Annotated in this window: 26 protein-coding genes and 1 riboswitch; of the genes, 8 read left to right on the top strand and 18 right to left on the bottom strand. The window is 37.1% G+C overall.

Annotated elements, in window-relative coordinates; all coding sequences use genetic code 11:
* Positions 1–48 precede the first annotated feature (48 nt).
* The gene (gene pmbA / locus RM573_RS06520; RefSeq protein WP_311580322.1) at positions 49–1,374 is read right to left on the bottom strand and encodes a metalloprotease PmbA; all 1,326 of its coding nucleotides are present in this window, start codon (positions 1,372–1,374) and stop codon (positions 49–51) included.
* A 150-nt stretch (positions 1,375–1,524) separates the two neighbouring features.
* Between pmbA and yjgA the strand changes: the two genes are divergently transcribed.
* Positions 1,525–2,034: a ribosome biogenesis factor YjgA gene (yjgA, locus tag RM573_RS06515; protein WP_311579072.1), complete on the top strand. Its 510-nt coding sequence runs from the start codon at positions 1,525–1,527 to the stop codon at positions 2,032–2,034.
* A gap of 130 nt (positions 2,035–2,164) precedes the next feature.
* Here the strand turns inward: yjgA and RM573_RS06510 are convergent, their stop codons facing one another.
* From RM573_RS06510 to RM573_RS06470, 9 genes are all read right to left on the bottom strand, one after another.
* Positions 2,165–2,722, bottom strand: a complete 558-nt coding sequence (locus tag RM573_RS06510; RefSeq protein WP_311579069.1) for a PEP-CTERM sorting domain-containing protein — start codon at positions 2,720–2,722, stop codon at positions 2,165–2,167.
* Between the two features lie 77 nt (positions 2,723–2,799).
* Positions 2,800–5,178, bottom strand: coding sequence for a collagenase (locus RM573_RS06505; RefSeq protein ID WP_311579066.1), 2,379 nt, complete (start codon positions 5,176–5,178; stop codon positions 2,800–2,802).
* Positions 5,179–5,860: 682 nt separating this feature from the next.
* Positions 5,861–7,261, bottom strand: coding sequence for a M16 family metallopeptidase (locus RM573_RS06500; protein WP_311579062.1), 1,401 nt, complete (start codon positions 7,259–7,261; stop codon positions 5,861–5,863).
* 1 nt (position 7,262) lies between these two features.
* Entirely contained in the window at positions 7,263–8,765 is a 1,503-nt protein-coding gene (locus tag RM573_RS06495) for a M16 family metallopeptidase (RefSeq protein WP_311579059.1), read from the bottom strand.
* Between the two features lie 136 nt (positions 8,766–8,901).
* A complete protein-coding gene (locus RM573_RS06490; protein WP_311579056.1) occupies positions 8,902–10,050 on the bottom strand; it encodes a succinylglutamate desuccinylase/aspartoacylase family protein in 1,149 nt (382 codons plus the stop codon).
* Positions 10,051–10,106: 56 nt separating this feature from the next.
* Positions 10,107–11,354, bottom strand: coding sequence for a PLP-dependent decarboxylase (locus RM573_RS06485; RefSeq protein ID WP_311579053.1), 1,248 nt, complete (start codon positions 11,352–11,354; stop codon positions 10,107–10,109).
* Positions 11,355–11,395: 41 nt separating this feature from the next.
* Positions 11,396–12,145 (bottom strand): 2,3,4,5-tetrahydropyridine-2,6-dicarboxylate N-succinyltransferase, encoded by a 750-nt coding sequence (locus RM573_RS06480; RefSeq protein ID WP_311579050.1) that lies wholly within the window; start codon positions 12,143–12,145, stop codon positions 11,396–11,398.
* 31 nt (positions 12,146–12,176) lie between these two features.
* Positions 12,177–13,121, bottom strand: coding sequence for a 4-hydroxy-tetrahydrodipicolinate synthase (gene dapA / locus RM573_RS06475; protein ID WP_311579047.1), 945 nt, complete (start codon positions 13,119–13,121; stop codon positions 12,177–12,179).
* A gap of 76 nt (positions 13,122–13,197) precedes the next feature.
* Positions 13,198–13,419, bottom strand: a riboswitch (Lysine riboswitch).
* Positions 13,420–13,548: 129 nt separating this feature from the next.
* Positions 13,549–14,829: a DsbA family protein gene (locus tag RM573_RS06470; protein WP_311579044.1), complete on the bottom strand. Its 1,281-nt coding sequence runs from the start codon at positions 14,827–14,829 to the stop codon at positions 13,549–13,551.
* A gap of 191 nt (positions 14,830–15,020) precedes the next feature.
* Between RM573_RS06470 and RM573_RS06465 the strand changes: the two genes are divergently transcribed.
* The 3 genes from RM573_RS06465 (at position 15,021) to arcA (ending at position 18,676) form a co-directional block, all read left to right on the top strand.
* Complete coding sequence (locus RM573_RS06465) at positions 15,021–16,058, top strand: methyltransferase (protein WP_311579041.1); 1,038 nt, start codon at positions 15,021–15,023, stop codon at positions 16,056–16,058.
* Positions 16,059–16,157: 99 nt separating this feature from the next.
* Complete coding sequence (locus RM573_RS06460; protein WP_311579038.1) at positions 16,158–17,789, top strand: sensor histidine kinase; 1,632 nt, start codon at positions 16,158–16,160, stop codon at positions 17,787–17,789.
* 185 nt (positions 17,790–17,974) lie between these two features.
* Positions 17,975–18,676 carry a two-component system response regulator ArcA gene (gene arcA / locus RM573_RS06455; RefSeq protein WP_311579035.1) on the top strand — a complete coding sequence of 234 codons (702 nt, stop codon included), beginning with the start codon at positions 17,975–17,977 and terminating at the stop codon, positions 18,674–18,676.
* Positions 18,677–18,742: 66 nt separating this feature from the next.
* Here the strand turns inward: arcA and RM573_RS06450 are convergent, their stop codons facing one another.
* The 4 genes from RM573_RS06450 to RM573_RS06435 all read right to left on the bottom strand — a co-directional run bounded on the left by RM573_RS06450 (position 18,743) and on the right by RM573_RS06435 (position 22,109).
* Positions 18,743–19,645, bottom strand: a complete 903-nt coding sequence (locus RM573_RS06450; protein ID WP_311579032.1) for a radical SAM protein — start codon at positions 19,643–19,645, stop codon at positions 18,743–18,745.
* 12 nt (positions 19,646–19,657) lie between these two features.
* Positions 19,658–20,149, bottom strand: a complete 492-nt coding sequence (gene folA, locus RM573_RS06445; RefSeq protein ID WP_349254882.1) for a type 3 dihydrofolate reductase — start codon at positions 20,147–20,149, stop codon at positions 19,658–19,660.
* A gap of 116 nt (positions 20,150–20,265) precedes the next feature.
* Positions 20,266–21,063 carry a substrate-binding periplasmic protein gene (locus tag RM573_RS06440; protein WP_311579028.1) on the bottom strand — a complete coding sequence of 266 codons (798 nt, stop codon included), beginning with the start codon at positions 21,061–21,063 and terminating at the stop codon, positions 20,266–20,268.
* Between the two features lie 392 nt (positions 21,064–21,455).
* Positions 21,456–22,109 carry a hypothetical protein gene (locus RM573_RS06435; RefSeq protein ID WP_085283349.1) on the bottom strand — a complete coding sequence of 218 codons (654 nt, stop codon included), beginning with the start codon at positions 22,107–22,109 and terminating at the stop codon, positions 21,456–21,458.
* A 137-nt stretch (positions 22,110–22,246) separates the two neighbouring features.
* On the opposite strand from RM573_RS06435, the gene RM573_RS06430 reads away from it, so the two are divergent.
* Together RM573_RS06430 and RM573_RS06425 are read left to right on the top strand one after the other, a co-directional pair.
* On the top strand, positions 22,247–22,501 hold the full coding sequence (locus tag RM573_RS06430) for a helix-turn-helix domain-containing protein (RefSeq protein ID WP_074498695.1): 255 nt from the start codon (positions 22,247–22,249) through the stop codon (positions 22,499–22,501).
* A 359-nt stretch (positions 22,502–22,860) separates the two neighbouring features.
* Positions 22,861–23,397: a manganese efflux pump MntP gene (locus RM573_RS06425; RefSeq protein ID WP_074498696.1), complete on the top strand. Its 537-nt coding sequence runs from the start codon at positions 22,861–22,863 to the stop codon at positions 23,395–23,397.
* Between the two features lie 48 nt (positions 23,398–23,445).
* Here RM573_RS06425 and RM573_RS06420 read toward each other — a convergent pair whose 3' ends face one another.
* The 4 genes from RM573_RS06420 to cadR all read right to left on the bottom strand — a co-directional run bounded on the left by RM573_RS06420 (position 23,446) and on the right by cadR (position 24,909).
* Positions 23,446–23,661, bottom strand: coding sequence for a GDCCVxC domain-containing (seleno)protein (locus tag RM573_RS06420; protein WP_085283347.1), 216 nt, complete (start codon positions 23,659–23,661; stop codon positions 23,446–23,448).
* Entirely contained in the window at positions 23,649–24,038 is a 390-nt protein-coding gene (merC, locus tag RM573_RS06415) for an organomercurial transporter MerC (RefSeq protein ID WP_085283345.1), read from the bottom strand. Before merC ends, RM573_RS06420 begins: the two co-directional genes overlap by 13 nt.
* Before the next feature lie 61 nt (positions 24,039–24,099).
* Positions 24,100–24,477 (bottom strand): MerR family transcriptional regulator, encoded by a 378-nt coding sequence (locus RM573_RS06410; RefSeq protein ID WP_085283343.1) that lies wholly within the window; start codon positions 24,475–24,477, stop codon positions 24,100–24,102.
* Between the two features lie 42 nt (positions 24,478–24,519).
* On the bottom strand, positions 24,520–24,909 hold the full coding sequence (gene cadR / locus RM573_RS06405) for a Cd(II)/Pb(II)-responsive transcriptional regulator (RefSeq protein WP_074498700.1): 390 nt from the start codon (positions 24,907–24,909) through the stop codon (positions 24,520–24,522).
* 77 nt (positions 24,910–24,986) lie between these two features.
* Between cadR and RM573_RS06400 the strand changes: the two genes are divergently transcribed.
* Together RM573_RS06400 and RM573_RS06395 are read left to right on the top strand one after the other, a co-directional pair.
* Positions 24,987–25,718 carry a transglutaminase-like domain-containing protein gene (locus tag RM573_RS06400; protein WP_074498701.1) on the top strand — a complete coding sequence of 244 codons (732 nt, stop codon included), beginning with the start codon at positions 24,987–24,989 and terminating at the stop codon, positions 25,716–25,718.
* A complete protein-coding gene (locus tag RM573_RS06395) occupies positions 25,705–26,592 on the top strand; it encodes a cation diffusion facilitator family transporter (RefSeq protein ID WP_074498702.1) in 888 nt (295 codons plus the stop codon). Before RM573_RS06400 ends, RM573_RS06395 begins: the two co-directional genes overlap by 14 nt.
* The last annotated feature ends 48 nt before the right edge of the window (positions 26,593–26,640 follow it).

The raw sequence follows: 26,640 nt of genomic DNA, 5'->3' as shown, positions 1-26,640 counted from the left end.
TCGCAGCGGCCCATAATAAAGCCACGTTAGCATGAATTATCGTAAGTGCTAATTCCCTGCAACTTGCATTTCATCAAGAATAATTGAGCCAGTTTTAATGCTACCCTTTACATCATAATCAGTGCCGACGGCTACTAAGTTTTTAAACATATCAGCTAAATTACCCGCAATTGTTACTTCTGAAACCGGATAAGCAATTTCTCCATTCTCGACCCAAAAGCCTGCAGCTCCACGAGAATAATCACCATTAACAATATTGACTCCCTGCCCCATTAATTCAGTTACTAAGAGTCCTGTTCCTAAAGTTTTTAGCATTTGATTAAAGTCACCACCGTTTGCGGACACTTGCCAATTATGAATACCGCCTGCATGTCCCGTGGTTGTCATACCAAGTTTTCTTGCCGAATAACTCGTTAATAAATAAGTTTCTAAAGCCCCCGCTTTAATGATATCTCTATCAATAGTAGCGACTCCTTCACTATCAAACGCACTACTAGCTAACGCCTTTTTAAGGTGTGGACGCTCTTGAATATGTAAAAAGTCAGGAAAAATCGGTTGCCCTAATGCGTCAAGCAAAAATGACGATTTACGATATAAGTTGCCACCACTGATCGCAGCAATAAAATGACCAAAAAACGTATTGGCAATATCGGCACGAAACATAACAGGTACTTTGCCCGTTTTCAGTTTTTGAGCGTGTAACCGAGATAACGCTTCTGATGATGCTTCTTGACCCACTTGTTGAGGAGCCGTTAATAAATTAAAGTCACGATTTACCGTATAGGCATAATCACGTTGCATATCATCATCTTCAGTGGCGATCATCACGCAACTTAAACTATGTCGAGAACTCGGGTAACCAACTAATTGTCCATGACTATTTCCATAGACTTTAAATCCTTCAAAACAAGCTAGCGTAGCGCCATCTGAATTAGTAATACGTTTATCAAAAGCTAAAGCAGTATCTTCACATTCTTTGGCAATAGCTATCGCGTCATCCGTTGATAAAACTTTTTCATGATGTAAGTCTAAATCTTCTGGTTTCATCGCCAGCAATGCTTTATCGGCTAAGCCTGAGCAATCATCCACAGAAGTATATTTTGCGATATTGACTGCGGCTTGTACTGCTTGTTTCAAAGCATTTTCAGAAAGATCTGCAGTAGAGGCACTGCCTTTTCGTCCCTGTTGGTAAACTGTAATTCCCAAAGCGCCATCATTGGTAAATTCTACCGTTTCAACATCACCTAATCGAGTACTCACACTTAAGCCTTGTTGACGGCTCATTGCTACTTCAGCGCCATCTGCGCCTAAAGATTTAGCTAACGCTAAAGCATCTGCAACTCGACTTTCAACTTGTTCCATTTGTGTGATGATGTTATTTGATTCTGACATTACAATGATTATCTCGTTAATTACTTTGTTGATTAATTACCCACAGTTATTTCTGAAGGTAATTTCGGTGTGGAGCCCATCATACAGTTTGTTGTATAATAGTCACATCAATCGTTAAATTGCCCTATTATTATGCCCGACTCTGCTGCTGAATTCGATGAAGAATTAAAAAGTAAATCAGAAATAAAACGTGAAATGCATCAAATGCAAGATTTTGCCCTAAAGTTGGTGAAGCTTTCTAAACATCAACGCAGCAAAATACCTTTTACAGAAGAATTTAAGCAAGAGCTTATTTTAGCTGATAAAATTCAAAACAAACATGAAGCCCTGCGCCGTCATGTTCGTCATATGGCGAAAGTATTGTGTGAAATGGATTTAGAGCCTATCAACCAAGCATTAGATGTTATGGCAAATAAACATCAACAAGAAACCGCTAAATTTGTACATTTAGAAAGCCTACGCGATCAGCTGATGGATGGAGATAACAGCTTTATTGAAGAGACATTAAACCAGCACGAAACGATGGAACGTCAAAAACTTCGCCAATTAATCAGACAAGCCGCCAAAGAGAAAAAACTCGAAAAACCAGGCAAAGGTTTCCGCGATTTATTTACTTATTTAAAAGAGCATATTACGTTTTAATTTCTGCTCACCGACCTTATTTAAACAAAGCAGTATTAACATACTGCTTTGTTTGTATTCACGTAATTAGTTATTTTCTCTTAATAATTGTTTGCTTTTTTAAACCTGAGAAAATATCCAAAATTGTTAATTAACCTTCTTGTCGTCGCGTTAAGAAAACTAAAGCGGCAGCCAATAAGACTATCGACATAGGCTCAGGTACCTGTGAAACATTAAAGCTTACTGCCTGGCCAGCAAATGATTCAAGTTGTGAATTATCTAAACTTACCACTTCTAAACCTTGTAAATAACTTACCGTTTGTAGACCTGAAGATAACGCATTAAAAGTAAAGCTTGCTAGCACAAAACTCGTACCTTGATTCGCAACTAAAGTAAGTTCATCGGCAAAAAAATCGGCAAAATCTTCTAAATATAAAGTGCCTGCAACGCTATCATCCGCAGCAAAATAACTTCCCAATCCATCATCAAAACCATTACCAAATGACCAGCCAGTTAATGCAAGTTGGCTAGGATCAAAATTAATAGTACCGGCGAAACCGCCTAATGAATAAGATAAGTCACTCGCCACCAACTGACCTGTCATACTGTCGTTGTTATTATATTCTGTTTGATCAAATTTTAATGCAATGATAGTTGCTTGGCTGTTTACGCTAAACATTAACGCAATAATAAGTAGTATTTTTTTCATGTTTATATCCTGTAACTTTTTATAAGGGGTTGCTTTTTCGTTGTTTGAATTTAAGCAAGAAAAAGCAACCAAGTAACTTATGGCGCTATAGCACAACGTGCAAGATCACATAATGCCATCATGGGTCTAACGTCACGACGGTCGACCATGCCATCTTTATTAAAATCATAATCAAGTGACAAATTGGCTTGCTCTCTTAACCACAGTTTAAATAAATTAATATCGCGAATATCCACTGCCCCGTTCTCATCAAGATCAGCAGGTTTTGTCGTTTGTCCTTGACAAACACCTTCGCCAGCCACCAAACAAACTAACCATTGAGAAAACTGTTCATCAAACGATGTTCCCCAAGTATTTAATATTTCTTGATAAGGGGTAAATGCAGGCACTTCACTGATCTCAGGTTGAGGTTGACCACAAGTCCAAACCCAGTCACCGGTAGACCATTCACTATCATCATAGGCCCAGGACCAATTGTTGCTAACCGCTTCAGTTTTAAGTTTCCATCCCCAGTCGAATTGACATTCACCATTTGGGATCACTCGTTTTGGTGCGCGAAGGCTTGGCAGTAGTACATTATCTATTTCTGAGGTTTGCTGTTCTAACATAAAGCGAGTAGCTAGGTACCCCCAGTAGTAAGTTCTAGTTGTATCACTGTTTTCATAGGTTGTTTGAAAAAGTTCGCTCAAGTTATAAGTTGCTTGTGGTGCTACTGCCAAAGCATTCGGGTTGTTATCAGGCTGAGATAAATACTCGGCTAAACCTTCTCCCCACCATACGGAATTGGCAGCTTGTTCGCTAAAGTTACCCCATTTATTAAATCGACCATCAAGGTAGTGCACATATTCATGCTCTAAATTCCAAACGGCAAACTCTGATAACCAAGTTGCTTGATGCGCAATAAAACGTGCTTGGTTATTTTCCACCCATGGATCACCTTCTAAGTACATACCGCCGTTATTGGTATTGATCCCGAAAAAATTGCCGGCAAAATTGTCATAATCATTATATGAGCTGAATATGACTACTTCGAGATCGGTATTATAATCGTCCTCAACAGGGGTCTGTGCAGTCGTGTTAAATAATTGATGAAACTCTTGTTCTTGTTCGCTTAATGTTTGACAAATATCAACAAGATTCTCATTGGCAATCGGTGGTTGGAACCGTAGTTTTAACGTTGAACTACAGACATGATTTCCTGATAACACAGTGGCTTGAAGGTCAAAGTCACATGAATCACCATACAAGGCGCAATTTTCACTATCATAAAATGTTACGGCAGATTGCGCTTTTAACCAGCCTGAACTCCCCGTTCCTTGATAACTATAATTCGCTAATACCGCTTGAATACTTGGACGAACCGTTGCTGCAATTGAGCCACCAAATCGTAAAAATCGCGCCAACTCATTCACACTATCGCCCCATTGATATTCACGTGTGTGACCAATGAGCCAAGTTCCTTCCACATCGACAAATGCTTGCAGGTTTGACAAGATGCTAGGGGTATTGATAACCGCTTGTTCAAGTTCGGCAGTTTTATTTTCCGAGGCATTAAATAAATGGGTTAATAATTGCGTAAAACCATTTTCTTCATAATACACGCCCCAATTGTCATCTCGGTTGACTGTTTTAGCATAACCAAGCACTGCATCGGTTATTCTGGCTATATACGGCATACTATTGGTGCCAGAGCTACTTAATAAAATAAGTAATTCATAACGCACCATAAAATCTCGCGTAACATCACCATTAAAGGTCACGAAATGCTCAGCCGAGAAATATTGTTCAAAGACTTGCTCAAGGGCTGATTGATAACCAGCAGGCATTACGCGATTATTGCCCCATTCAGCCCAATGCATTGCTCGTAAATAAATCACCAGCTTTTCAAGTTCAGCGGCACTGTTGACATTGGTACCTGTGTAATCCACTAAATGACTATTAATTGCAGTTACAATGGTTAAAACACTTTGATCAGAAAAAACATTCGTGCCTACAAGCGAAGTATCAAATAATCCATATAGACAAGAGGTTAGTTCTCCTGCTTTCACTGCAGTTACTAAATCGTTACCACTAAGGCCTTGCAATTGTGCAGGTGAAGTACAGCTTTCAGGTGCCATTGATGTACTTTTTGCAATGACATTAGCGTTTTCACTTGGTTTTTCTGAGAGTGATTGCTTGTGTTTGACATCAACCAGACTGGCTTTTTTGACCTTGTATAAGTCATCAATTTCGCGATTATTTTGTAAAAACTGTTGGAATTGATGGGGTGACATTTGCCTTGGTGGATTAAAACTTTGGTTACTTTTATTTTTTACATGCTGAGCATGTTGAGTATTGATTACTTGAGCCGTTGCTTTACTCGGCATCGTTGGTATTTGCTCGGCATTTGCAATGGAACTGACCAGAGTCATTCCAAGCAATACGCCGGCATATAACGGATTGTTTTCTATTTTCACGACATTACCCTCGGGGTTTTATTATTATTAATTTGCTTAAAAAGCAACCAAAAGTATATTGTATAAAATATATTAATCAACATTAAATTAACATTTGAACAACAATTTTGAATAATTAATGAGTGATTTTTACGAGAAGAAAGCCGATCTTTTCAGCAAAAGTTCTTGATAAAAAGAAAATAATGATTGAAAGATAACCAAAACATCGCTTGAGAAAAGTGTAAATTTTTACTCTCTTGAAGTGGAATTACACAGAATTAAACATGATTGTGACAAAAATCGATTAATTTTTTGTCGACTGTCAATAGGGAAGGTAAATAAAGACTCTAGGTTTTATTCATCCCAAGGAAGGTTCATCGACAATTGAATATCGACCATGATAAGCGCTAATTTTCTATTAAACGTTGTGGATACTTAATTTCAGAAAACATTCATGCTTAATGCAATCACATTAATTGAAGAAGCCTTAACAAAAACGGATCCAAGCATCACAACATTCGCGCGCAGATTAGCCATTGACGCGCTTATACTAAGCTCAACCAGTATCGTCTCCGTCAGGCTGAAACATTAAACGTTGAACTAACTTCACCCAAAATCAGCTTATTAAGATGTACTAAGCCAAACGAAACATTCGCTTGATAATATATAAATTTACTATCAAGCGTATGTTCAACCCTATACTTTACCAATAAGCTTCGAGTGATTTAACCGCTTTAAGTTGTGGTGTTAATTGCGCTTTATCACCAACAACCACTAACGTCATTTTTTCAGGCGTTAAGTATTTACTGGCCATTTCACTGATCTCCTTTGGTGTTACGTTATAAACATTAGCAACGTAATCCTTTAGGTAAGTATCACTTAATTGGTGAAGCTCAATAAATGAAAGTTGATTGATTACGGCAGCTCGAGACGAGTTTCTTAAGACAAAAATACCCGCCATATAATTTTTAATACCATCAAGCTCTTCTTTAGACGGCGGTGTTTTGGCAAGCAAATTAATTTCATTAAAAACTTCAGTTAATGCTGCTCCCGTAGACTCTAATGTGATGTCTGCAGATTGAAACCAGACCCCTGAATTCACACGATTGACAACAGTAGAGTATGGCGAATAGGTATAGCCTTTATCTTCACGAATATTACTAGTAATTCGACTAGAAAATGCGCCACCTAAAAGCGTATTCATCATACTCATCGCCAAGGCATCTGGGTGATCTGGAGCAATCGCGGCTAAACCTAAACGAATGGTCGATTGAGGTGAATTTTCTCGCTCAAGCATAATTAATTTAGGTCCTGTTTGGCTAATCACCGACATTGATTTTTTAGCTTGACCTTTCTGCCAGCTAGAAAAAGCGCTCGCGATTTTTTCACTTAAGCTCGCTTGCTCAAAGACGCCAGAAATATATAAATGACTACGCCCTGCCACCAAATTATTCGCTAAATATTGGCTAATATCATCGCCTGAAATACCTGATAAACTTTCCTCTGAAGGGTAAAGCTCACCATATGGATGATTAGCATAAATTGCTTTATAAAAAGCTTGCGATGCAATATTACCAGGTTGGGATAACTGTACTTTGAGTTGACGAGTACGATCAGTTTTAATACGCGTTAAATCACTACTTGCTAACGCTGGGTTTAATACCATATCAGCGAGCACATCAATGGCATTAGTTGAAAATTCACTTAATACATCAACGCCAAGCCAACTTGAATCCATCGCGACTGATGAATTGATTTGTCCCCCCATGCTAGCAATATTTTCTGCAATTTCTTTAGCCGATTGAGTCTTAGTACCTTGTCTTAACATTTCGTAGCTTAAATCAGCCAACCAAGGTTGGTTGCCATCATCGATATTTCCAGTGTTGGTGATCAGCCGTATTGTCGCTTTAGGGGTAGTGCCATAAGGAATAAAAGTAACTTTCAAACCGTTATCTAACTGCATCGTCGACGTTTTTGGCACTTGAAAGTTGCTTGGCTTACTGCCTACTGGTGGCTGTTCTTTCGCATAAAGTGAGGCAATTAAACTAAACGATAAAATACTGGCAACTGCCAACAAGTTGAATGATTTTTTAATTAAATACATTTTATTCTCCTTCACTTGTTTGGCTGACTGAGTCAGTATTGGATGCTTTTTTATCAGGATCTTCACCCGGAGTAACCGTTAATATTGTCCGATTAGTATTGCGTAAATATTCCTTAGCAGTACTCATAATTAATTCTGGTGTTACTTCTTTAAAAGAAGTTTCTAAAGCATTTATTTTTGCTGGGTCATTATCGAATAGCGCAAAACTTGCTAATAAATCCGCTTTACCAAAACCATAAAACTGATCTAATGAGTCAAACAAACTCGAACGAATTTTAACAATCGCTCTAGACATTTCTTCTTCCGTTAAAGGTTGCTCTTCTAAACGAGTAATAACTGAATCAATCGCTGCGCTTATCTGTGCTTGGCTAACATTTTCGTCATGCGTAAACGAACTCATCCACAACATGGGGCCGTTATAATTAAACATATTCCCTAATAAATAATTGATACCGCCGCCAATCTGACCAGTAATTTGCTTATTTTTTACTAGCTCTTGATACAGCAAGCTATCTTCACCTTGCACCAAAATTTGATCAATAATTCCCATCGCATAATACTCTGGGGTATTGCGTTCAGGCATTTTATAAGCAAATGCATAAGCTGGTTTCGGCGCTAATTTATCAAACTTATTAAACTTTAATTCTTTTTCTTGACGTAGTTCCGTTAAATCAGGTGCCGGTGGTAATTCACTTGCAGGCAACTTAGCAAAATACTTTTCAACCATAGCTTTTGCTTCAACTATATTGATATCACCCACTACCACTAATGCTGCATTGTTAGGTGCATAATAAAGGTTAAAAAAATCATCAACGTCTTTTAAACTTGCGGCATCTAAATCTTCCAAATCACCATAAAAGTTATGGGCGTTGAACCAATTAGAATAAGCATATTGAGGCATATCTAGCCAAGGAAAGCCGCCATAGGGCTGGTTAAGTACATTCACTTTTACTTCATTTTTAACGACGCCTTGTTGGTTGGTTAAATTTTCTTGCGTAATGGCTAAGCCTTTCATTCGATCAGCTTCAGCCCATAAAAAGGTTTCTAATTTATGAGACGGTACTATTTCAAAGTAATTAGTGTAGTCAAATCTGGTCGAGCCATTTAGTACGCCGCCATTAGCATTCACTAACTTAATGAATTCCATCTTGCCAAGGTTTTCTGAGCCCTGAAACATCATATGTTCAAATAGATGGGCAAAACCGGTGCTGTCTCTTGGTTCATTTCGAAAACCAATATTATAATAAACGGCCACTGTCACCGTGGGAGCAGTATCATCAGGAGATAATACGACTTTCAAGCCGTTATCTAAGGTGAAATATTCTATTGGGACATTGAAACTTGTTACGGTAGGACTTTCGTTTGATTTGTCAGCTATTTTTTCAAGCAACGTTTGTTGTGACGGCGCAGCTGATTCGCTTTCTTTGACTTGTTCTGATTGGCTACATCCCGCGAGTAATAACGAAAATAAGCCACCATAAAACAATGCTTTTTTATGTTCCATAACCTTTCCCTTGTATTTTTTTTATACAGATTGCCCTTAATAACAGCAACCGTCAATAACTAAGCTATATTTTGAAAAGGTTTTGTAAGATAGATAAAATAAAAGAGATTTAACAGCGTTACATTGGCGACTGTTTTTACTCTTCTAAAATAAAAAACTCCGTAAAGACTTTATATAATTCAGTGCCTTGATTTACGCTTGCCGAAGCAAAATGCAGGATAGGGATCACCTCATGATCTAAAGAGACATAATGCAGCGGATCAGCATCGCCTTTTTCTTCAAAGTGATAATTATCCATTCGCAAAATCCGCGCTAGTGGTTCGCCCGCTTTGAGAGGCTTGCCAAACTCCGCCAAATAATCAACCATGCCACCCATAGGGGAATAAAACGCTTTATAGTCTTTTAAATAACAAGCGAAACGGGTCATTTTTTTGGGCTGATACGCGCTTGTGTCGATGACACCTTTGTATTGCAAATAACTTAATATACTTTTGGCATCTTCAAGCGCAACATCAAGATCAATTTGCTCTTGAGAGCCCAATTCAACAGTAAAGCTTTCTTTGTTTAAGGTATTTGAGCTAATAGAAAATTTGATCCCTAATTCTGCAAACGCTTCTTCTAACTTCCACCATGGACAAAAAGTCGCTTCATCTAAAGCCCCGTCAAACGCGTTAGGGATCAATAAGGTATGTGGAATATCGAAATATTTTGCGCTTTCTACTGCATACTCAGGACAATATAAATGCTTACTTGAAATAGGCCCAGTATGAAGGTCTAACACTAAATCAGCCTGATGAGCTAAACGTTGTAATTGATAAGCAATTCGTTGTCCGGTGGTTAAGCCAAAAATATTATGATCGAGTTTTTGTTCAATACTATCGATCATTAATGCCTTAAAATTTGCCTCAATGGTCTTGTCATCTTTACCTATACTATCGCGCACGAAAGGTTTAATGATACTTTCGTCAAAATGATACATACGATTCCAATTTACCCCAGTAATAGGGTCGAACCGACCTAAGGTATATTCACCATTTTTATGGTTACAACCGACAGGATTAGCATAAGGAACTAAGGTAATATCACCTTTAATTTGTGTATTTCGAAGTAATTCAAGTAATTGAAATATTACCGCATTGCCTTGTACTTCAGCGCCATGCATATTTGCTTGAATATATACACTCGGCGCATCACTTTGACCTTTTAAGCGATATACCGGTACCGTTAATGCGGCACCACTGGCCATCTCACCAACATGCATGACTTCTTTAGAAAATTGTGTCATTTTACTTCTCTATTATTATTTGGTTATGCTAAATTTTATTGTTCGTTATTATCGTTTTATCTTAAATACCAATCAGCTGATTCTGCAGCTCGTACTTCGGTTAGCTCCCCTTGGCTATAGGTATATTCAGCAGCAATTTGATGACAAAGAAAAAATGGCATACTTTCAGTAAAACCATAAGCCCCGGCATAACCAAAAATAAGCTGATCGCCCACCTGCACGTCATTAGGCAGTGGTAGATGGCCTAATTTATCCATACTGGTACACAACGGGCCATGAATATCAAAATATTGCACATCCGCAGAAGAGTCACGTAATAAGCTTACCGGAAAAGGCTGATCGGTAATCGCAGGTCGTAAAAGATGATTTATGCCAGCAGAAAGGACTAATTGCTCTTGCTGGTAATTCAGTTTTCGATCAACCACAGGCGCGACATAATAACCACATTCGGCAACAGCAAAACGCCCTAATTCTAACCAAAGCTCTGCTACATTGGCTTGTGCTTTGATATTCGCTAAATCTGTTAATATCTTTTGCCAAGATAGTTTTTGCCCTTGCTCAAGATAATCGATACCTAAGCCGCCACCTAAATCGAGAATATTAAGTGACATGCCAATATCGTTTGCCAAGTCAACTAAAGGCTCTACCATTTGTTGCCATAATGAGTACATTTTTTCATTACTGAGCATATTGCCCCACTGAAAAATATGTAATCCGCAGAGATCTAATTGATTAAAGTCATCTACATGAATATTTTGCCACTCTGCAACTGACAAACCGAAAGGCGTTAAACTATTACCACCTAATGGATTTTTTTCACCATCAGGCCATTGTAATTGTACTCTTAATAACACTTGCGGTTTGACTTGCTGCTCACTGGCCACTTCATTTAGCCAATTAAGTTGATTCACACTTTCAACAACAAAAGTATTAACCCCTTGTTCGATAAAACGAGCTAACTGTTTTTTCGATTTGGCAGGACCAGTATTTAAAATTCTATCGCTACTGATCCCCTGTTTAAGTACTTGATGCAACTCTCCAGTACTCGCTACATCAAAATTAAACCCCGCACCATCAAGTGTTTGAATAATGCTGGATAACGGATTCGCTTTCACTGCAAACCAAAGTTTGATGACATCTTGCTGTTGTAAATATGCTAAATGCGCTTTTAAGGCATCAAGATGATAAACAAAGTAAGCTTGCTCATGCTCATTTTTCGTTTGATGTGCAAGTAGGCTAGGTTGAAATTGTTTATCGGCTTTAAATTGCTCAAGCCACACTGGGAGATTAGTATTTGCACTCATATTTTCACTCAAGGGATTGTTTTATCATTGATTGTTTGCGTTTAACGCAATAAAGATTCTAATTCTAGTGATGCGTTACTCTTTTCATCGCGATATTTTACGATTAACGCACATGCCATATTCAACCCTTGAGACTGAGCCCACTCACCTTTCACAGGACGTGTGCCTGGCACAACAATCGCTCGTTCAGGTATATCAGCGCCTTTTTCTAACATCACTTGATTGACACAATCATAAACAGGTACTGACGCTGATAAAGAAACTCCCGGCGCTAAAACCGCGCCTTTCTTAACAACAATACCTTCAACAATAACAACCCCTGCACTTAAAAAAGCATCATCTTCAATTATCACGGGGCTAGCGCCTACAGGCTCTAAAACACCACCGATTTGCACGGCAGCTGATACATGAACATTCTTACCGATTTGGGCACATGAACCAATTAATGCATGACTATCTACCATAGTGCCAGAGTCAACAAACGCACCTACGTTAATATAAGCGGGTGGCATAATTATGACTCCTGGAGCTACATAAGCCCCACGACGAACAGATGAACCACCGGGTACTAATCGCACCTCGTTTTCAACGGTAAATTCACGGGCTGGTAAATTATTTTTATCAACAAAGCCTTGGTATATTCCTGAAAATTCGGTATTTTCTCCAGCTTTAAATGCCGCTAAAATCGCTTCTTTGGCAGCAATATTCGCTTGCCAATTACCTTGTTCATCTTGATTCGCGGCACGTATCGTACCTGCCTCTAACTCAGCTAATGTGTCTTGCCAATTCATTACTACTTAACTCCAATGATTTGTTTTAAATTTACGATTGGCTTTGCTCAAGCCATTGATTTATTTCGATATCTATTGCCATTAAAGACTTTAACGCAAACGGATTATCGGTGATTTCTAACGCGGTGAGAGGGGCACGTAAAGTTGGGTAATTCAACCTATTCGTGAGATGCATTAATACTTTAACCGGAATAGGACTAGCGACTTGAAATAAAGCCTCCACTGCTTTATCCCAAATGGGAAATAATGTTTGATGCTGACCCGCTAATGCCATATTTACATAACGATGCGTAGCTTGTGGCCATACATTTGCAGCTACTGAAACCAGACCTTTTACACCAGCTTCAAGCAAGTGTGCAACCATGGCATCTTCACCGCTATATATGTCAAGTTCAGGACATTGTTGAGCATATGATTTAAAGGTATCCATATCACCGCTTGCTTCTTTCATGGCCCAACAGTTTTTATGGCTTTGAATATTTTTCATCACAGCTAGCGGAATATTAATGCCACTCCGTGATGGAATGTTATAAATCATGCACGGGTGTTCAGATTGCTCTAAAAGCTCACTAAACCAATGAGTTAAACCTACTTCTCCTGGTTTTGTGTAAATAGGGCAAGTTAATAAGTAAGCAGAGATTTCGAGATCATTACACTGGGATATCCACGCTAATTGATTAGGTAGATTATAACCGCCTACTGACACCATTAGGGGAACAGTTAATGATAAAGCACATACACATTTAACCACCGATAATTGCTCTGTAGGAGTTAAGGCTAAGCCTTCCCCTGTACTGCCGAGTAAAGCAATACCATTTCCTGCATTAGCTTGCTCTATGGCGAGTTTTTCTAACGTAACAAAATCAACGTCTCCATTGAGCAACATTGGTGTCACTAATGCTGTCCACAGACGTGTTTGTGCAACCGTTTGAATTTGTTGGGATTGGTTTTTAGTAGCGCTATTCGTTTGATTCATTTCTCTCGAACTCAACTTGTTCGGAGAACTTTAAGGCGTTTGCATAGCCTCACCTTGTGATGAAGAGAGGCTTACAAAGGCCAGAAGCTCTCCACCAGTATTAACATTAAATATTTTAGAAAACTTAAGGTCTAAAACACATAATAAATAGGTGACAATTGTTAGGATTCAACCTAAACAACCGACAAATACATCATCAAAATATGTAATTATCTCGGCGTTAATCTCCATTACTATCAATCACTAGAGTTTGATCTCTTCATGATAACTACCTAGTTAACGCTCCTCTTCTGGCCCTTTTGGGATAACTTGTCCTTCGATGTTTACACGACAAGTTAACTTAAATAAGGGACGCCACTATTAGAACATTTATTCTAAAGCGAAGCAATAGCCGTCTAGCCATCAAAAACCTTCTCTCGTATTAAAATTAATCGTTAGTTTTCTCAGCGTTTCGGTTTTGCATGGCAATTTCAATAGGAACAAGACGATCTTGCCCCCAACTAATTATTTCTTGATATTTAAAACACGGAACGCCCCAAAAGCCCAATGTTTCTAATTCGGTTTGGTTAACGTCTGACCATTGTTGCCAATCATGTTGCTGTGCGTATTCTTTGGCTTTGTGATAATCAAGGTTTATTGATTGACAGATTAACTTCATTACTTGATCTTGTGAAAGATCATAGTTATTTACATAGATAGCTTCAAAAGCCGCGCTTATAAATGCGACAGCTTTCCCGGTAAATTCGGCATAACTGAAAATTTCATAACAATTAACGATGCCTTGTCCAAGTGGATCATTGAAGGTTTTAAAAGGGATATTCGCTAAGTTAGCTTCTCGATGAGCATCAAAATAGATATAGCGTGACTTGTTAATGGGCATTTCCAATCCTCGCATTAACATAGGTAAAACCGGCTTAATTATCAGTCTCGTATTATATTTCTGCGCCAATTTTTTAACTTTTTCAAAGCCGATATATGAATAAGGACTGCGTAAAGAAACAAAAACCTCACAAGTGTTTTCATTAGATAAACGCTCACTACCGGTATTATCGCTTTCATCCTGACTAGCTTGATTATCGGTTAACAAATTAGCAGTATATTTATTAATTTTATCTGTATGAATCAAGCCCAGAGCAATCAGTTTTCTTTCTAAATGAAGTAATCGGTCGATCCCTAAATACCAGTCTCCTGCAAAAAATAGCGTTGCCGGTAAATAATGACCTTTATTATTCAGTCTTTGCTGATTTTTGATTTGAAAATTAATCAAAGGAGTGGAAGGATTATAGTAAAAATCAAATTCGTCAAACCAAGTTTGTTCAAATATTTTCATGGCTTGCGTGACATTTTTTTCTTGCAACTGCCAAAGTTGTTGACCAGTGACTAAAGCTTTAGCAGAAGGATAACCTGCAATGGCTTTAAGCCCATATTGTTGAGCAATATAATTAGCATCTTGTAGCGCCCATGCTCGCCTTAGCTTAGGATCAATTGAGATACTCGGTACCGCTTCATATATAAGGAATAGTTTTAATTTAATGTTAAACCGCTGTTCCAAATCATGTAAAACTTGCACCAGCATAAAACTGTGGGGGTCGTTAAGTGCTAAATAAACTTCAACACTCGGCTTATCAGCAAATATATTCGGCCAATGCAAATACTTAAGCGTTAATATATGCGCTCTGGTTTTACTTCTCAGCCATGCTGCTTTCATTTTTGAAATTAATTTAGCGGTAATGGTAATGCCCTTATTTTAACGTCCATATTAAACATTCAAACCGTGATATTAGTCTTGGTGAATGATTGGTGTATTCGATAACTTATTGTAGAATAGCGCCATCAAATAACGTAAATGAATCATAGGCTACTTATCTTGCTTTGTAAGCTTATAAATTAGGTAATTCAATGTATTTAAGTAACTTAAGCCAAGTATTAATTCGTAACGAATCACTATTATTGGCAACGACTCCTTTATTAATTAACATGCCAAACGATGAGTTGTCACAGAGTCTAACATCTTTAAATAAAGAATGTGATATCACCTACTTTGATAACAATTTTGAATTACACCAACAGCATCAACAAAACCAACAATGCCACTGTGTTTTTGCTGCACATTATCAAACGCAAAAAAAACATGACTTAGTTATTATTCAATTTCCTAAAAGCAAGCAAGAGCTATTATTTACTTTTGCGATGTTAGCGCAATGTTCAACAGCAGAAACGAGAATATTGATTGTCGGGGAAAATAAAAGTGGCATAAAATCCATTAACAAATTGCTCAAAGAGCAAACAAACTTTTGCGACAAAATTGATTCTGCACGCCACTGTACCTTAGTTGAAACGCAATTATCTAACCATCACCGCGTATTTAATCTTGAAGAGTGGTTCCATTATTATAATGTCGCTATTGGCTCTCTCACTTTCAAAGTTGCCGCATTACCCGGCGTTTTTAGTCAAGCTAAGTTAGATACAGGTACGCAAGTTTTACTCAATAACTTACCTAAAGAAGTCACGGGAAAGGTGCTTGATTTTGGATGTGGAGCTGGAGTAATTGCTTGCTACTTAGGCTTAAGTTGTTCTCAATCAGAATTAACGTTAGCTGATGTCAGTGCGCTAGCACTCGTTTCATCAGAAAAAACCCTTTCACTAAATGGATTAACAGGTAAGGTGATTGCAACAAATAGCTTGTCAGACATTACTGAGAAATATCAGCATGTCATTTCCAATCCTCCTTTTCACCAAGGGATAAAAACCCATTATGAAGCGACAGAGCGCTTTTTAGCTGGGGTTAAAAAACACCTAAATAAACAAGGCTCGTTAACCATTGTTGCCAATAGTTTTCTAAAATACCAACCGATTATTGAGCAATCTTTAGGGCAAACTGAAATTTTGGCCGTAGAACGAGGTTTTACTATTTATCATGCGAGGTTGAAACGCTAACTCAACAGATTTAAAACATAATTCTGTAAGAAAAGTTGAAATCTGTTAAGTTATCAATAATTATCTAAATAGCTGTTATTAATCTTAGAACAACTCAATATGCCAAAAACCCATAAAATAAGCTCAATTCGTCGTTCAATTTTGATCACAGTATTAGGCTTTGTTTTTGTTTTTATTTCACTCGCTATCTTTTATATTTCTAGTACTTTTCTGAAAGAGTCGAAACAACAGTACAAGCAAAATATTATTGATTTAGGTAACTATGTTGCTCAATTAAGTGTGGAAGATATTCGTACAAATAAGCTTAATAACCTCAACAACAAACTTGATAATTTCAAATCATTATCTTCAATTCACTACATTGATGTTTATAAAAAGTATCCAGAAAATTTTGGCATATTTGCCAGTTATAACTTTAAAATGGGTGGGTCAATTTCTAAAAATACCACGCGAATTACCTCCCAAGAAAAAACCTTATATGCTTCCCCTTATTTTGAAGATGATATCGTTAAATATGTCGCACCTATTGAGTTTAATCGAGAAGAAATCGGTTATGTTTATATTCAATTAGATATTAATTCTGGCCTTACTTTTAGCACTCGACTTTTTATTATTTTTATTGTTACTTTTTTAGTCTTACTCGCATCGGTAATCTTCATCAGTTTTAGATTAGAAAACCTCATCACCACACCTCTAAGGGAATTAAATGCAGATATTTTGCATATTTCGCAAACGAAAGATTACTCACTTCGAGTGAAGCCTATGCCGTTTAAGGAAATCGATATTTTAGCGAGAAACATTAACAACTTGCTAAATAGGACTGAACGGCACATTACTAAACTTGATGTCGCAGAACAGCAAAGTTTACTCCTAAATATTGAGCTTGAAGATAAAGTAAATAAAAGAACTGAAGCATTAAAAGATTCCAACCAAGAATTATTATCTACTTTAGAAAAATTACATCAATTTCAAGGTCAGTTAGTTGAAAGTGAAAAAATGGCCTCTTTAGGTGATATGGTGGCAGGCGTGGCTCATGAAGTAAATACCCCAATAGGATTAGGCGTAACCGCATCAACCTTGTTATCTGATCGACTCAATGATATTAAAAAATCATTTGATGACAAAACATTAAAATCTAGTCAGTTGAAACGGTTCTTAAATGAAGGCCAAGAAAATGTTGGTATAATTTATCGCAACTTAAACCGCGCCGCAGAGCTCATTTCTAGTTTCAAAAAAGTAGCAGTCGATCAATCAAATGAAGATTTTAGACAATTCAATTTTGATGAATTACTCAAAGAAGTGTTGTTAACACTTGCCCCGCAAATTAGAAATACCCCTTATCAAATCAATATTACTTGTCCTGAAGATTTACTCGTGGTGAGTAAACCTGGTCCAATTAATCAAGTACTCATTAACTTGATCCTTAATTCAATCATCCATGGTTTTGATAACAGAGATCACGGCACAATTGATATCACGGTAATGAAATTAGGCGAACAGCTTAATATTAGCTTTGCTGATGATGGCCATGGTATTGATGTCACAATTAAAGACAAAATTTTTGAGCCGTTTACTACCACCAAACGTGGTGAAGGAGGAAGCGGACTTGGTCTTCATTTAGTTTACAATTTAGTGACACAAGCACTTGGTGGCAGTATTAGGTTAGACAGCGAACCTGACAAAGGTGCTACCTTTGAAATAAACTTCCCAATTAGTGAGCAATTACTTTAAGCATATCAATGAATAAATTAAGGTTTTGTTCGTTAACTAGTAATTGTTTTTTAATGGCAGGTTATATAACATGTCATTTAACTGTTTTATAACCTATGTTAACAATACGTTTCATAGGCATGACTAAACAAGACGAATTTTACTTCCTTATTTTTTGAAAAGTATTTTTGAACTGGAAACTGAGCATGCAAAAACCTCATATACTTATTGTAGAAGATGAAGATGTTACCCGATTTAATTTGCGTAATTTATTCGAAGCTGAAGGGTATAATGTCTCAGAAGCGATCAATGGCGAAGCCATGGAGCAACAATTACAAAAAAATACTATTAACTTAGTGATCATGGATATTAATTTACCGGGTAAAAACGGTTTATTGCTTGCGCGTGAGCTAACAAACAATAGTGATTTAGGGCTAATATTTCTAACGGGACGAGATAGTGATATTGATAAAATTTTAGGATTAGAAATAGGGGCAGATGACTATCTGACTAAACCTTTCAATCCTCGCGAATTAACCATTCGTGCTCGAAATATTCTTAATCGTATATCACAAGGTAAAACCGAGTCTGATAGTGCCATCATCCGTTTTAATCAATGGGTGTTAGATGGTAACTCTCGTAAAATGACCTCACCAAACGGCGAAATCATCTCTATACCTCGCGGCGAATATCGAGCTTTAAAATTACTCATTGAAAATACAGGACAAATTGTCACTCGCCAGCAATTAATCAAAGAAATGACAGGCCGTGATTTACGCTCTAACGACAGAACCGTTGATGTTACTATTCGTCGTTTAAGAAAGCATTTTGAATCTGTAGAAGGCGCTGCAGAGCTTATCAATACTATTCATGGTGAAGGTTATCGATTTGTCGGTACTGTAGAATAAAAGTCCTCGTGAATATAACCATTAAAGCCACGTAAAGTGGCTTTTTTATTCGCTATTTTTGGTTAATCACAAACCCCGTTGCCATTCTTGTCGCAGCATTACATTGCTTGGTCGCTCAATGGCTTCATTCACTAACTGTAGTAACTTAGTTTTATCTTGCCCTAACACCCCTTTTAACACTAAATAATTTGAGGCATGATCAGAGCGAAAGATGGTTTTAGCGAGTGATAATTCAGTTAATAACCATTTCATTTCTTGGAAGAGTTCATGCTGATTTAACATTCGAAATCTTTGAAGGTCAAACTCTTCAAAACGTTTAGCGAAACGTTCTTCACCTAAAGGAAACGAAACAACAAGTGTCGATAAATAATCAGGCTGTGCTTCATTCATTAATCGAGCAGAGTTAATGGCGTGCTGTTTTGATAACGCTGGTCCGCCTAAACCATTTAAGATCATGACAGAGCTTTTAATACCTGCTTGTTTAATTTTATTCAGAGCAATCAAAGAACTGGTATATGTTTCGCCTTTATCTATTAATTTAAGTACATCATCATCGCCACTTTCACAACCGACATAGACTAGTTTTAAGCCTAACTCCCTTAGCTCGGCTAATTGTTCGACCGTTTTATTGGATAAGTTACGAGGTAAACAATAACTTGATACACGAGTGACGGTTGGTAAATATTTTTTGATCAATAATAAAATATCTTTAAGCCGTTGAAAGGGTAGCATTAATGCGTCACCGTCAGCCAAAAACACTCTACCAACAGGTAAACCTGAATTGACTATGGTTTGGATTTCTTGCTCAATTAATTCAAGTTTTTTCGGTTTAAACTTTTTCTGCTCTGCAGTATACATTTCACAGAAAGTGCAGCGATTCCAAGAGCAACCATTGGTCACTTGCAGAATCAGGCTTTTCCATTCGCTGGGTGGCCTAAAAACGGGCTCGATATAAGTAAGTGGGTACATGCGCGTAACTAATTACTTGCGTTGATAAAGACAAAAATCAAGCGGGAAAGCATTTTTCTCGTCGGCAGAGTATTTTTCGCTTTTTACTAACGTCCAATCGTTTTCAACATCGTATTCTGGAAATTGCGTATCGCCTTCTATCTCAGCATTAATATGGGTGATGTATAAGCGGTCAGCCGCCGGTAAACAATGCTGATAAATTGCACCGCCACCAATCACCATGACTTCTTCAACATCACCTGCTTGCTGTAAGGCTTGCTCAACAGAGGTAACTGTTGTGACTCCTTCTGCTTGATAATTCTTATCTCGAGAAATAACAATATTTTGTCTACCTGGTAATGGACGACCGATAGATTCATAAGTTTTACGACCCATAACGACAGGTTTACCTAAGGTTGTTTTTTTAAAATACGCTAAATCTGCAGGTAAATGCCAAGGCATATCGTTGTCTTTGCCAATAATTCGGTTATTCGCGTGGGCTACAATCATAGAAAGGATAGTCATAAGTCTTCTTTTACCGTTTACATTGTGGCTATTCTAATAAAAAAACAGCAAGAGGTACTAGCGTTACTCATGCAAATAAATCGAATTTTCCCCATCAAGCATCTTTTATGCGAAAACTAATGCGATAGCATTGAGGAATGAGGCTTAAAGCTTGGCATATCTAAGCCATATTTTTCATAGATGGGCGCGAGTAAACCTTTATTATCGGCCAAAATGAGCAGCTCATCTAATTCTTTTGCGGAAATGGGAGAGGAAGAAGGCACTAAAAAGTAACGCATAAATTCTGTATCATATTTTTCTGAGATCATTATTTTACTTTGACTTTGAGGGTGTTTTTTAAAGTGCCAAGCAAGTGCAACATCACTTGCAACGGCAACATCGACTCTTTTAGATAACAATAGATTAATTGAATCTTCTTCTGTTCTGACTAAAGTAATGCTAAATGATTGATTTAATTTAATCGGGTCAGTTTCAAAATTAACAAATTTATAATGATAGCCATGAACCATAGCTAAGCTATGACTGCTTAATTCATCAAAAACGCCTTGGGATTGATATTTATCAGTGCGCGCTATAAACACATCTTTTGCATGGATTAATGGTTGACTATGCTGCAAGCTTTCCAGTTCCCACCCCCATTTGGGGTTATCCCACATCATAATATCAACCCAGCCTTCATATAATGATTGCGTACGCCGTTTAATCGGTACAGGCACTAGTTGAAAAATAAATTGCTCTTGAATGAGATTTAACGCATGAAGGATATCGGGACCGACACCTTGAGTGTTATCTTCAAGTAAAAAAGGAGGGCGTACACCTGCTCCGACGTTTATTTGTATTCTGTTATAAGAATTAGCAAACGAACTTAGCGATAAGAAAACGAGTAAGATAAGTACGTGAATGTAAGTGCGCACTAGAATTCCTTTCATAATGAGTCAACTATACTTTGATAATAGTCTAAAATCCCAACTTTGCATGCGCTGTAAATCAGCGTGTACAATCAATATTGATTCATTGAAAATAAACTGTCTAGAAAGAGTTGCTCTATCAAAGAAAACGCTAACAATCTTTATTCAAAAAAAATGCCTATCGATTTACGTGATAGGCATTAATTATATGAATACTTATGTTACGAGAAAATTAACGACGATATTCTACTTCTACATCGTAATCATCTTTAAGCACCGTTACACTTCCTGAACTGTGAAAATTGTGAATAACCATAAATAACGGTACATTTAGCAAAAATACCTATCTAGATGTTCTACTAAAGTTGATAAAGAACGCTAGTTACTAATTTTAATAATTATACTCTACTTATTATTTCAGGTAACGTTAAAATTTTAGGGCGTGTGTTCTGCCCTTTTGTCCACTGAAGATAAGGTTGAACATAATTTCGTTCTAGGTGATCCGTTGCATATTCACTAAAGCCCAACATTCTCTCCTTATATAGAACGAATTTAATTCCAGATGGGGCAACCCATTCAAACTTATCTTGGCTTTGAGCAATATGATGCAAACTCATTATTGTTTCAGATAATTTGACTGAATCTACGTCCTTATGTGTGCAATTCATAAATATTCTATATCTAATGATTCTTTGATCTTCTGTATTAGGCAAACGTAATATTGCCCATGCTTCAGGGATTAAAAAATTTACTTCACTGTCCTCAACTTTAAAGTCAAATTTAAACCTGAAAAGGCGTGTTAAGTCTATTTCATCTTTATCTATTTGTTGAATGCCTGCTAAGCCAAATTTATTTAATTGATACTTTAAAAATTTATAGCATTTAGCAATATTAATATTGTTGTTATGAAACCGCGCATTATCACGGTGAAGTTGCTCTGCTAAGCCGTTCAAGGCCGGTTCTCCAATTTTAATATTAAGTAAAATACGAAGAGCCCCTGAACCTAGCATATGCTTGAACTCTTTGAACATCTCTTTTTTTTCTTGATTCATGTATACCTCAGCCGTCTGATACCTAATGACATTAGCTATTAATTTTTAATATAGTATGGCAACAAAATAGCACCAAAGTGTCATCATACCTTGGTGCTATTTTGTTGCCAAGAGGGTTCTACAATAGAGTTGATGCCATGATTAAGCATATAAACGATTCTCGTTATAAAGCCTTGATAGATTGGCTAAAAGCTGCTCGTAAAGAGCAGGGATTAACTGTACGTGATCTTGGTGAATTATTAGGTGAGCCTCACCAGTTTGTGGTAAGAATAGAAACCTGTGAAAGAAAACTAAATGTATTTGAGTACGTACAATATTGCGAAGCTCTAAAACTTGATACTTCTGTTGGGCTAAGCAAATTAAAAGAATTAAGTTTTATTTCTAGAGCTTAATCAAAACCTTAAAGTTACTCCTATTGCCAACTACGAGCATTGACACTATTCTATAAAATTGTTCGAATTAGTCAGCTAGCAACTCTTAGGGCATAGAAAAACAATATGTAAATGTCATTTCTTAGCCAATAGCAGACATTAGCTTTTGAGTTATAAACAATCACTCATAGCCAATTTATGAGATTAACATTATTCAACGAAAAGTTTATTCTAATGTACCTAAACAATTCTCAATGAAAATTGTTTAGGTACAATACTAGACAAAGAGTAACCAGAGCATTTCATTATTGGTTTGATATCGTTGTATTTAGTGGGTTAGACTTTCTGAATTTTTTTGATAAAACCTTGAGGAAAGTTGATTGTTTGAAGTGTTAATTCTTGCTATTGCCTTAAGTATGGATGCCTTTGCTGTGTCGATCGGCTTAGGCTCTAAACAGGCAACTAGTTTAAATAAACTAGCTTTTAAGGCTGCTTTCTACTTTGGCTTTTTTCAAGGAGTAATGCCGCTATTCGGTTATTTTAGTGGCAAAGGGATATCATCATGGGTAAACGATTATGCGCCTTGGATAGCATTTGCTTTGTTGATCTTCATCGGGGGAAAAATGATTTATGAATCATTTGCTGAAGGTATTGAAGAAGACATATCTCAAGTCACTCACCGCGTTTTACTGACTTTAGCTATTGCAACGAGCATTGATGCTATGGCCGCAGGTTATGCAATCACTTTAATGGACGTAAATGTACTAATAGCTTGTTTGACTATCGGTGTGACCACAGCTGCTTTTAGTTGGCTGGGTGTGAAAATAGGTGCTAAAAGCGGAACTTTACTTGAAAGTAAGGCTGAGCTATTAGGTGGCATTGTGCTAATTCTTATTGGTTTTAAAGTGTTGCTGTAATCTTAACGGTTGTAATTTAGCACTAAACATTAAGATTTTAATGATTTATTAGCCAGAGCAGCAATTTTGCCCTTCCTGAATAGGAGGACACTTAACTGTTCCGAACGAACAATAAACACAGCAGTCACCCTTTAAAGGCTTTAACAAAACTTTGCACGATTCACATTCATAATACCACTGACAAGCGTTTGTCGGCATTTCTTCAATTTGACTATACCCACATTCTGGACATGTAATAGTCGACTTTAGCTCTATACGTTGCATGTTTGCTCCCTTACTGGTTTTACGATATCCAAAACCGACATAACGATCATTAAGCAAATACCAAAGTAAAATAGGTATGTGCTCCAATCATATTGCCAAAGAGGATAAAGCGTTAATAGCACTGCTACAGGCCCTAGAATGCTGAAGACAGCTCTGGTATGGTTTTTATTTTTGTGCCAGTTGTATAAGTTTACTAGTAGCGCCAGAGTTGCAAATATAGGTAACAAGGTATTTACAGCAATCCCCTCAAAGTGAGAAAGAAAACCTAACCCCAACGCTGATGCTAATGAACCGAGTGCAGGGAAACACCCTGTACAACTAAGTGCTGCAAGCCAAACCCCGCCTGAGCCAACTTTATCTAAAATTTTATTTATCATTTGAAAGTCTATTGGTTGATATTACCAGCACTTTAAACTCCGTATATAAGTACGGAGTCAATCATTTTAATGAATCAATTATGGGGCAATGTGTTGGATCTTCGTTTTGCATACAGGTATTTGTCATATCCACAATTACTTTCTCTAAACGTTGAAGGTCATTAATTTTGTCTCGAATGATTACTAACTTTTGTCGGCTTAATAGCTCAACTTGAGCGCAGTTGCTGTCCATAGACATTAGCGATTTTATTTCTCTTAACGTAAAGCCGAGCGCTTTGGCTTTTGTGATAAACCTAAGTTGTCCTGCTATTGTTTCGTCATATTGTCTATAACCAGATATTGGTTTTTCAGGTTGTGTAATCAGCCCTTCTCGTTCATAAAAACGAATGGTTTCTACATTTAAATTTAATGATTGTGCTAATTTGCCAATGGTTTTCATTATTGCCTTTGTGAATACTAATAATCTAAAGTTATATTTAGTTTAACTATCCAATGTTTTAATGATCCCGCAGGCTTCAATTGTATTATCTGACCCACAAGCACTTGCCATCTGTTGTAATTCAGCTTTAAGCGCCCTTAATTCTTTCATGCGTTTATTCACTAGTGCAAGTTGCTGATCAATTAATGCGTTAACGCTAGAGCAGCTTTCTTCGGGGGTATTTTTTAGTTCGATAAGACGTTTAATATCATTGAGTGATATATCTAGGCTGCGACAATGTTTTACGAATTCCAATTGTTTTAGTGCTTTACTATCATACAGCCTGAAATTACCTTCTGAACGGTTTGGATTTAATAGCAATCCTTCTCTTTCATAATATCTAATTGTCTGTATTGAACAGCCTGATTTTTTTGAGAACTCACCTATTTTCATAAAATTCCTTAACGCTATTGACTCTATAGTTACTATAGATTCTATAGTGTTAGTATACAAGTTGAATGGAGAATAAAATGACAAAAAAATATTTAAATAATACGACAATTGTTAATTTTGAACATAAGAATATCCAATCTCTCATTAATCAACGAGGGTGGAAAAACTTGGATAACTTCAACAAAATTGGTGCAGCCTACCAATTCGTTAAAGATGAAATATTATTTGGTTACAATGAGAGTGATGATATTTCAGCAAGCAGTGTTTTATCCGATGGTTACGGACAATGTAATACCAAAGGCAACTTGCTGATGGCATTGTTGCGAGGGTTAGGCATTCAATGTCGTTTTCACGGTTTTACTATTGATCAGCAATTACAAAAAGGTGCTATTCCAACCTATGTGTTTTGGTTAGCGCCTAAATACATCATCCATAGTTGGGTGGAAGTTTATTTCGATGGACGCTGGATAAACTTAGAGGGCTTTATATTGGATGAGCAATACTTAAGCTCACTACAGCAAAAATTTGACCAAGCAAAAGGTGAGTTTTGTGGTTATGGTGTTGCAACAAAGTGCTTATCTTCACCCGGTACGGATTGGCGTGGAGAGGATACCTATATTCAAAAAGAAGGTATTCATGACGACTTTGGGCTTTATGATTCCCCTGATGAGTTTTATCTTGAAAAGGGTACTAATTTGTCGGGAGTAAAACGTTGGATATATCAACGCGTGATACGTCACTTGATTAATATGAATGTATCAAGACTAAGAAATAAAAAAGTACTAGAGGTACAAAATGCACAACCATAGTCACAGTCATCAGCATGGTAAAGGCGATCGTATTGGTTGGGCATTTTTTCTGAATGTGACATTTACTATTATCGAGTTTATTGGTGGATGGCTTACCAACAGTACCGCGATAATGGCAGATGCTGTACATGATTTAGGTGATAGCCTGTCTATCGGCTTTGCATGGATTTTAAGTCGTTTTTCAGATAAAGAAGCATCAGACAAATTCAGCTATGGTTATCGCCGTCTTACACTTTTTGGTGCATTGGTAAATAGTATTGTTTTGATTATTGGTTCTATTTGGGTTTTATTTGAAGCCATTCCAAGGTTGTCCAATCCTGAAATGCCTGTAGTTGAGGGGATGCTGGGACTTGCCATACTCGGTGTTGCCGTGAATGGATATGCAGTTTTCAAATTAAAAGCGGGTGAAACATTAAATGAAAAAGTACTGACATGGCATCTACTTGAAGATGTACTTGGCTGGGTTGCTGTTCTTATTGTTTCTGTCGTACTTCTTTTTGTTGAACTGCCAATTTTAGACCCTTTATTATCAATTGGCTTCACGCTATTTATCTTATTTAACGTTTTTAGAAACTTGAAATCAACGTTGGTGCTTTTTCTTCAAGCGGCACCAGATAGAGAGACCCAAGAACGAATTAAACAATCATTACTGGAATTTCCAGAAGTTAATGGTATCCACCACATGCACTTTTGGTCACTAGATGGTGAAAGTCACGTTTTAACAGCGCATCTTGAGCTTAGAGACAACTTTGAAGTTGAAGACCTAATTAGACTTAAACAAGAAGTTGCAACTAAATTAGCTTCCTATCATTTATCGCATACGACGATAGAGTTTGAGTTTCTAAATGAAAGTTGCCGAGATGATACGAATTAAACTTTAAAAATTAAAATAAAAAGATTAAATATAAAAGCAGCTTAAACA

Source organism: Thalassotalea castellviae (assembly GCF_031846185.1).
In the GTDB taxonomy this organism is placed as follows: Bacteria; Pseudomonadota; Gammaproteobacteria; order Enterobacterales; family Alteromonadaceae; genus Thalassotalea_H; species Thalassotalea_H castellviae.
The sequence above is the reverse complement of the archived record's forward strand: the minus strand, read 5'-3'. Positions and strand labels throughout refer to the sequence as shown.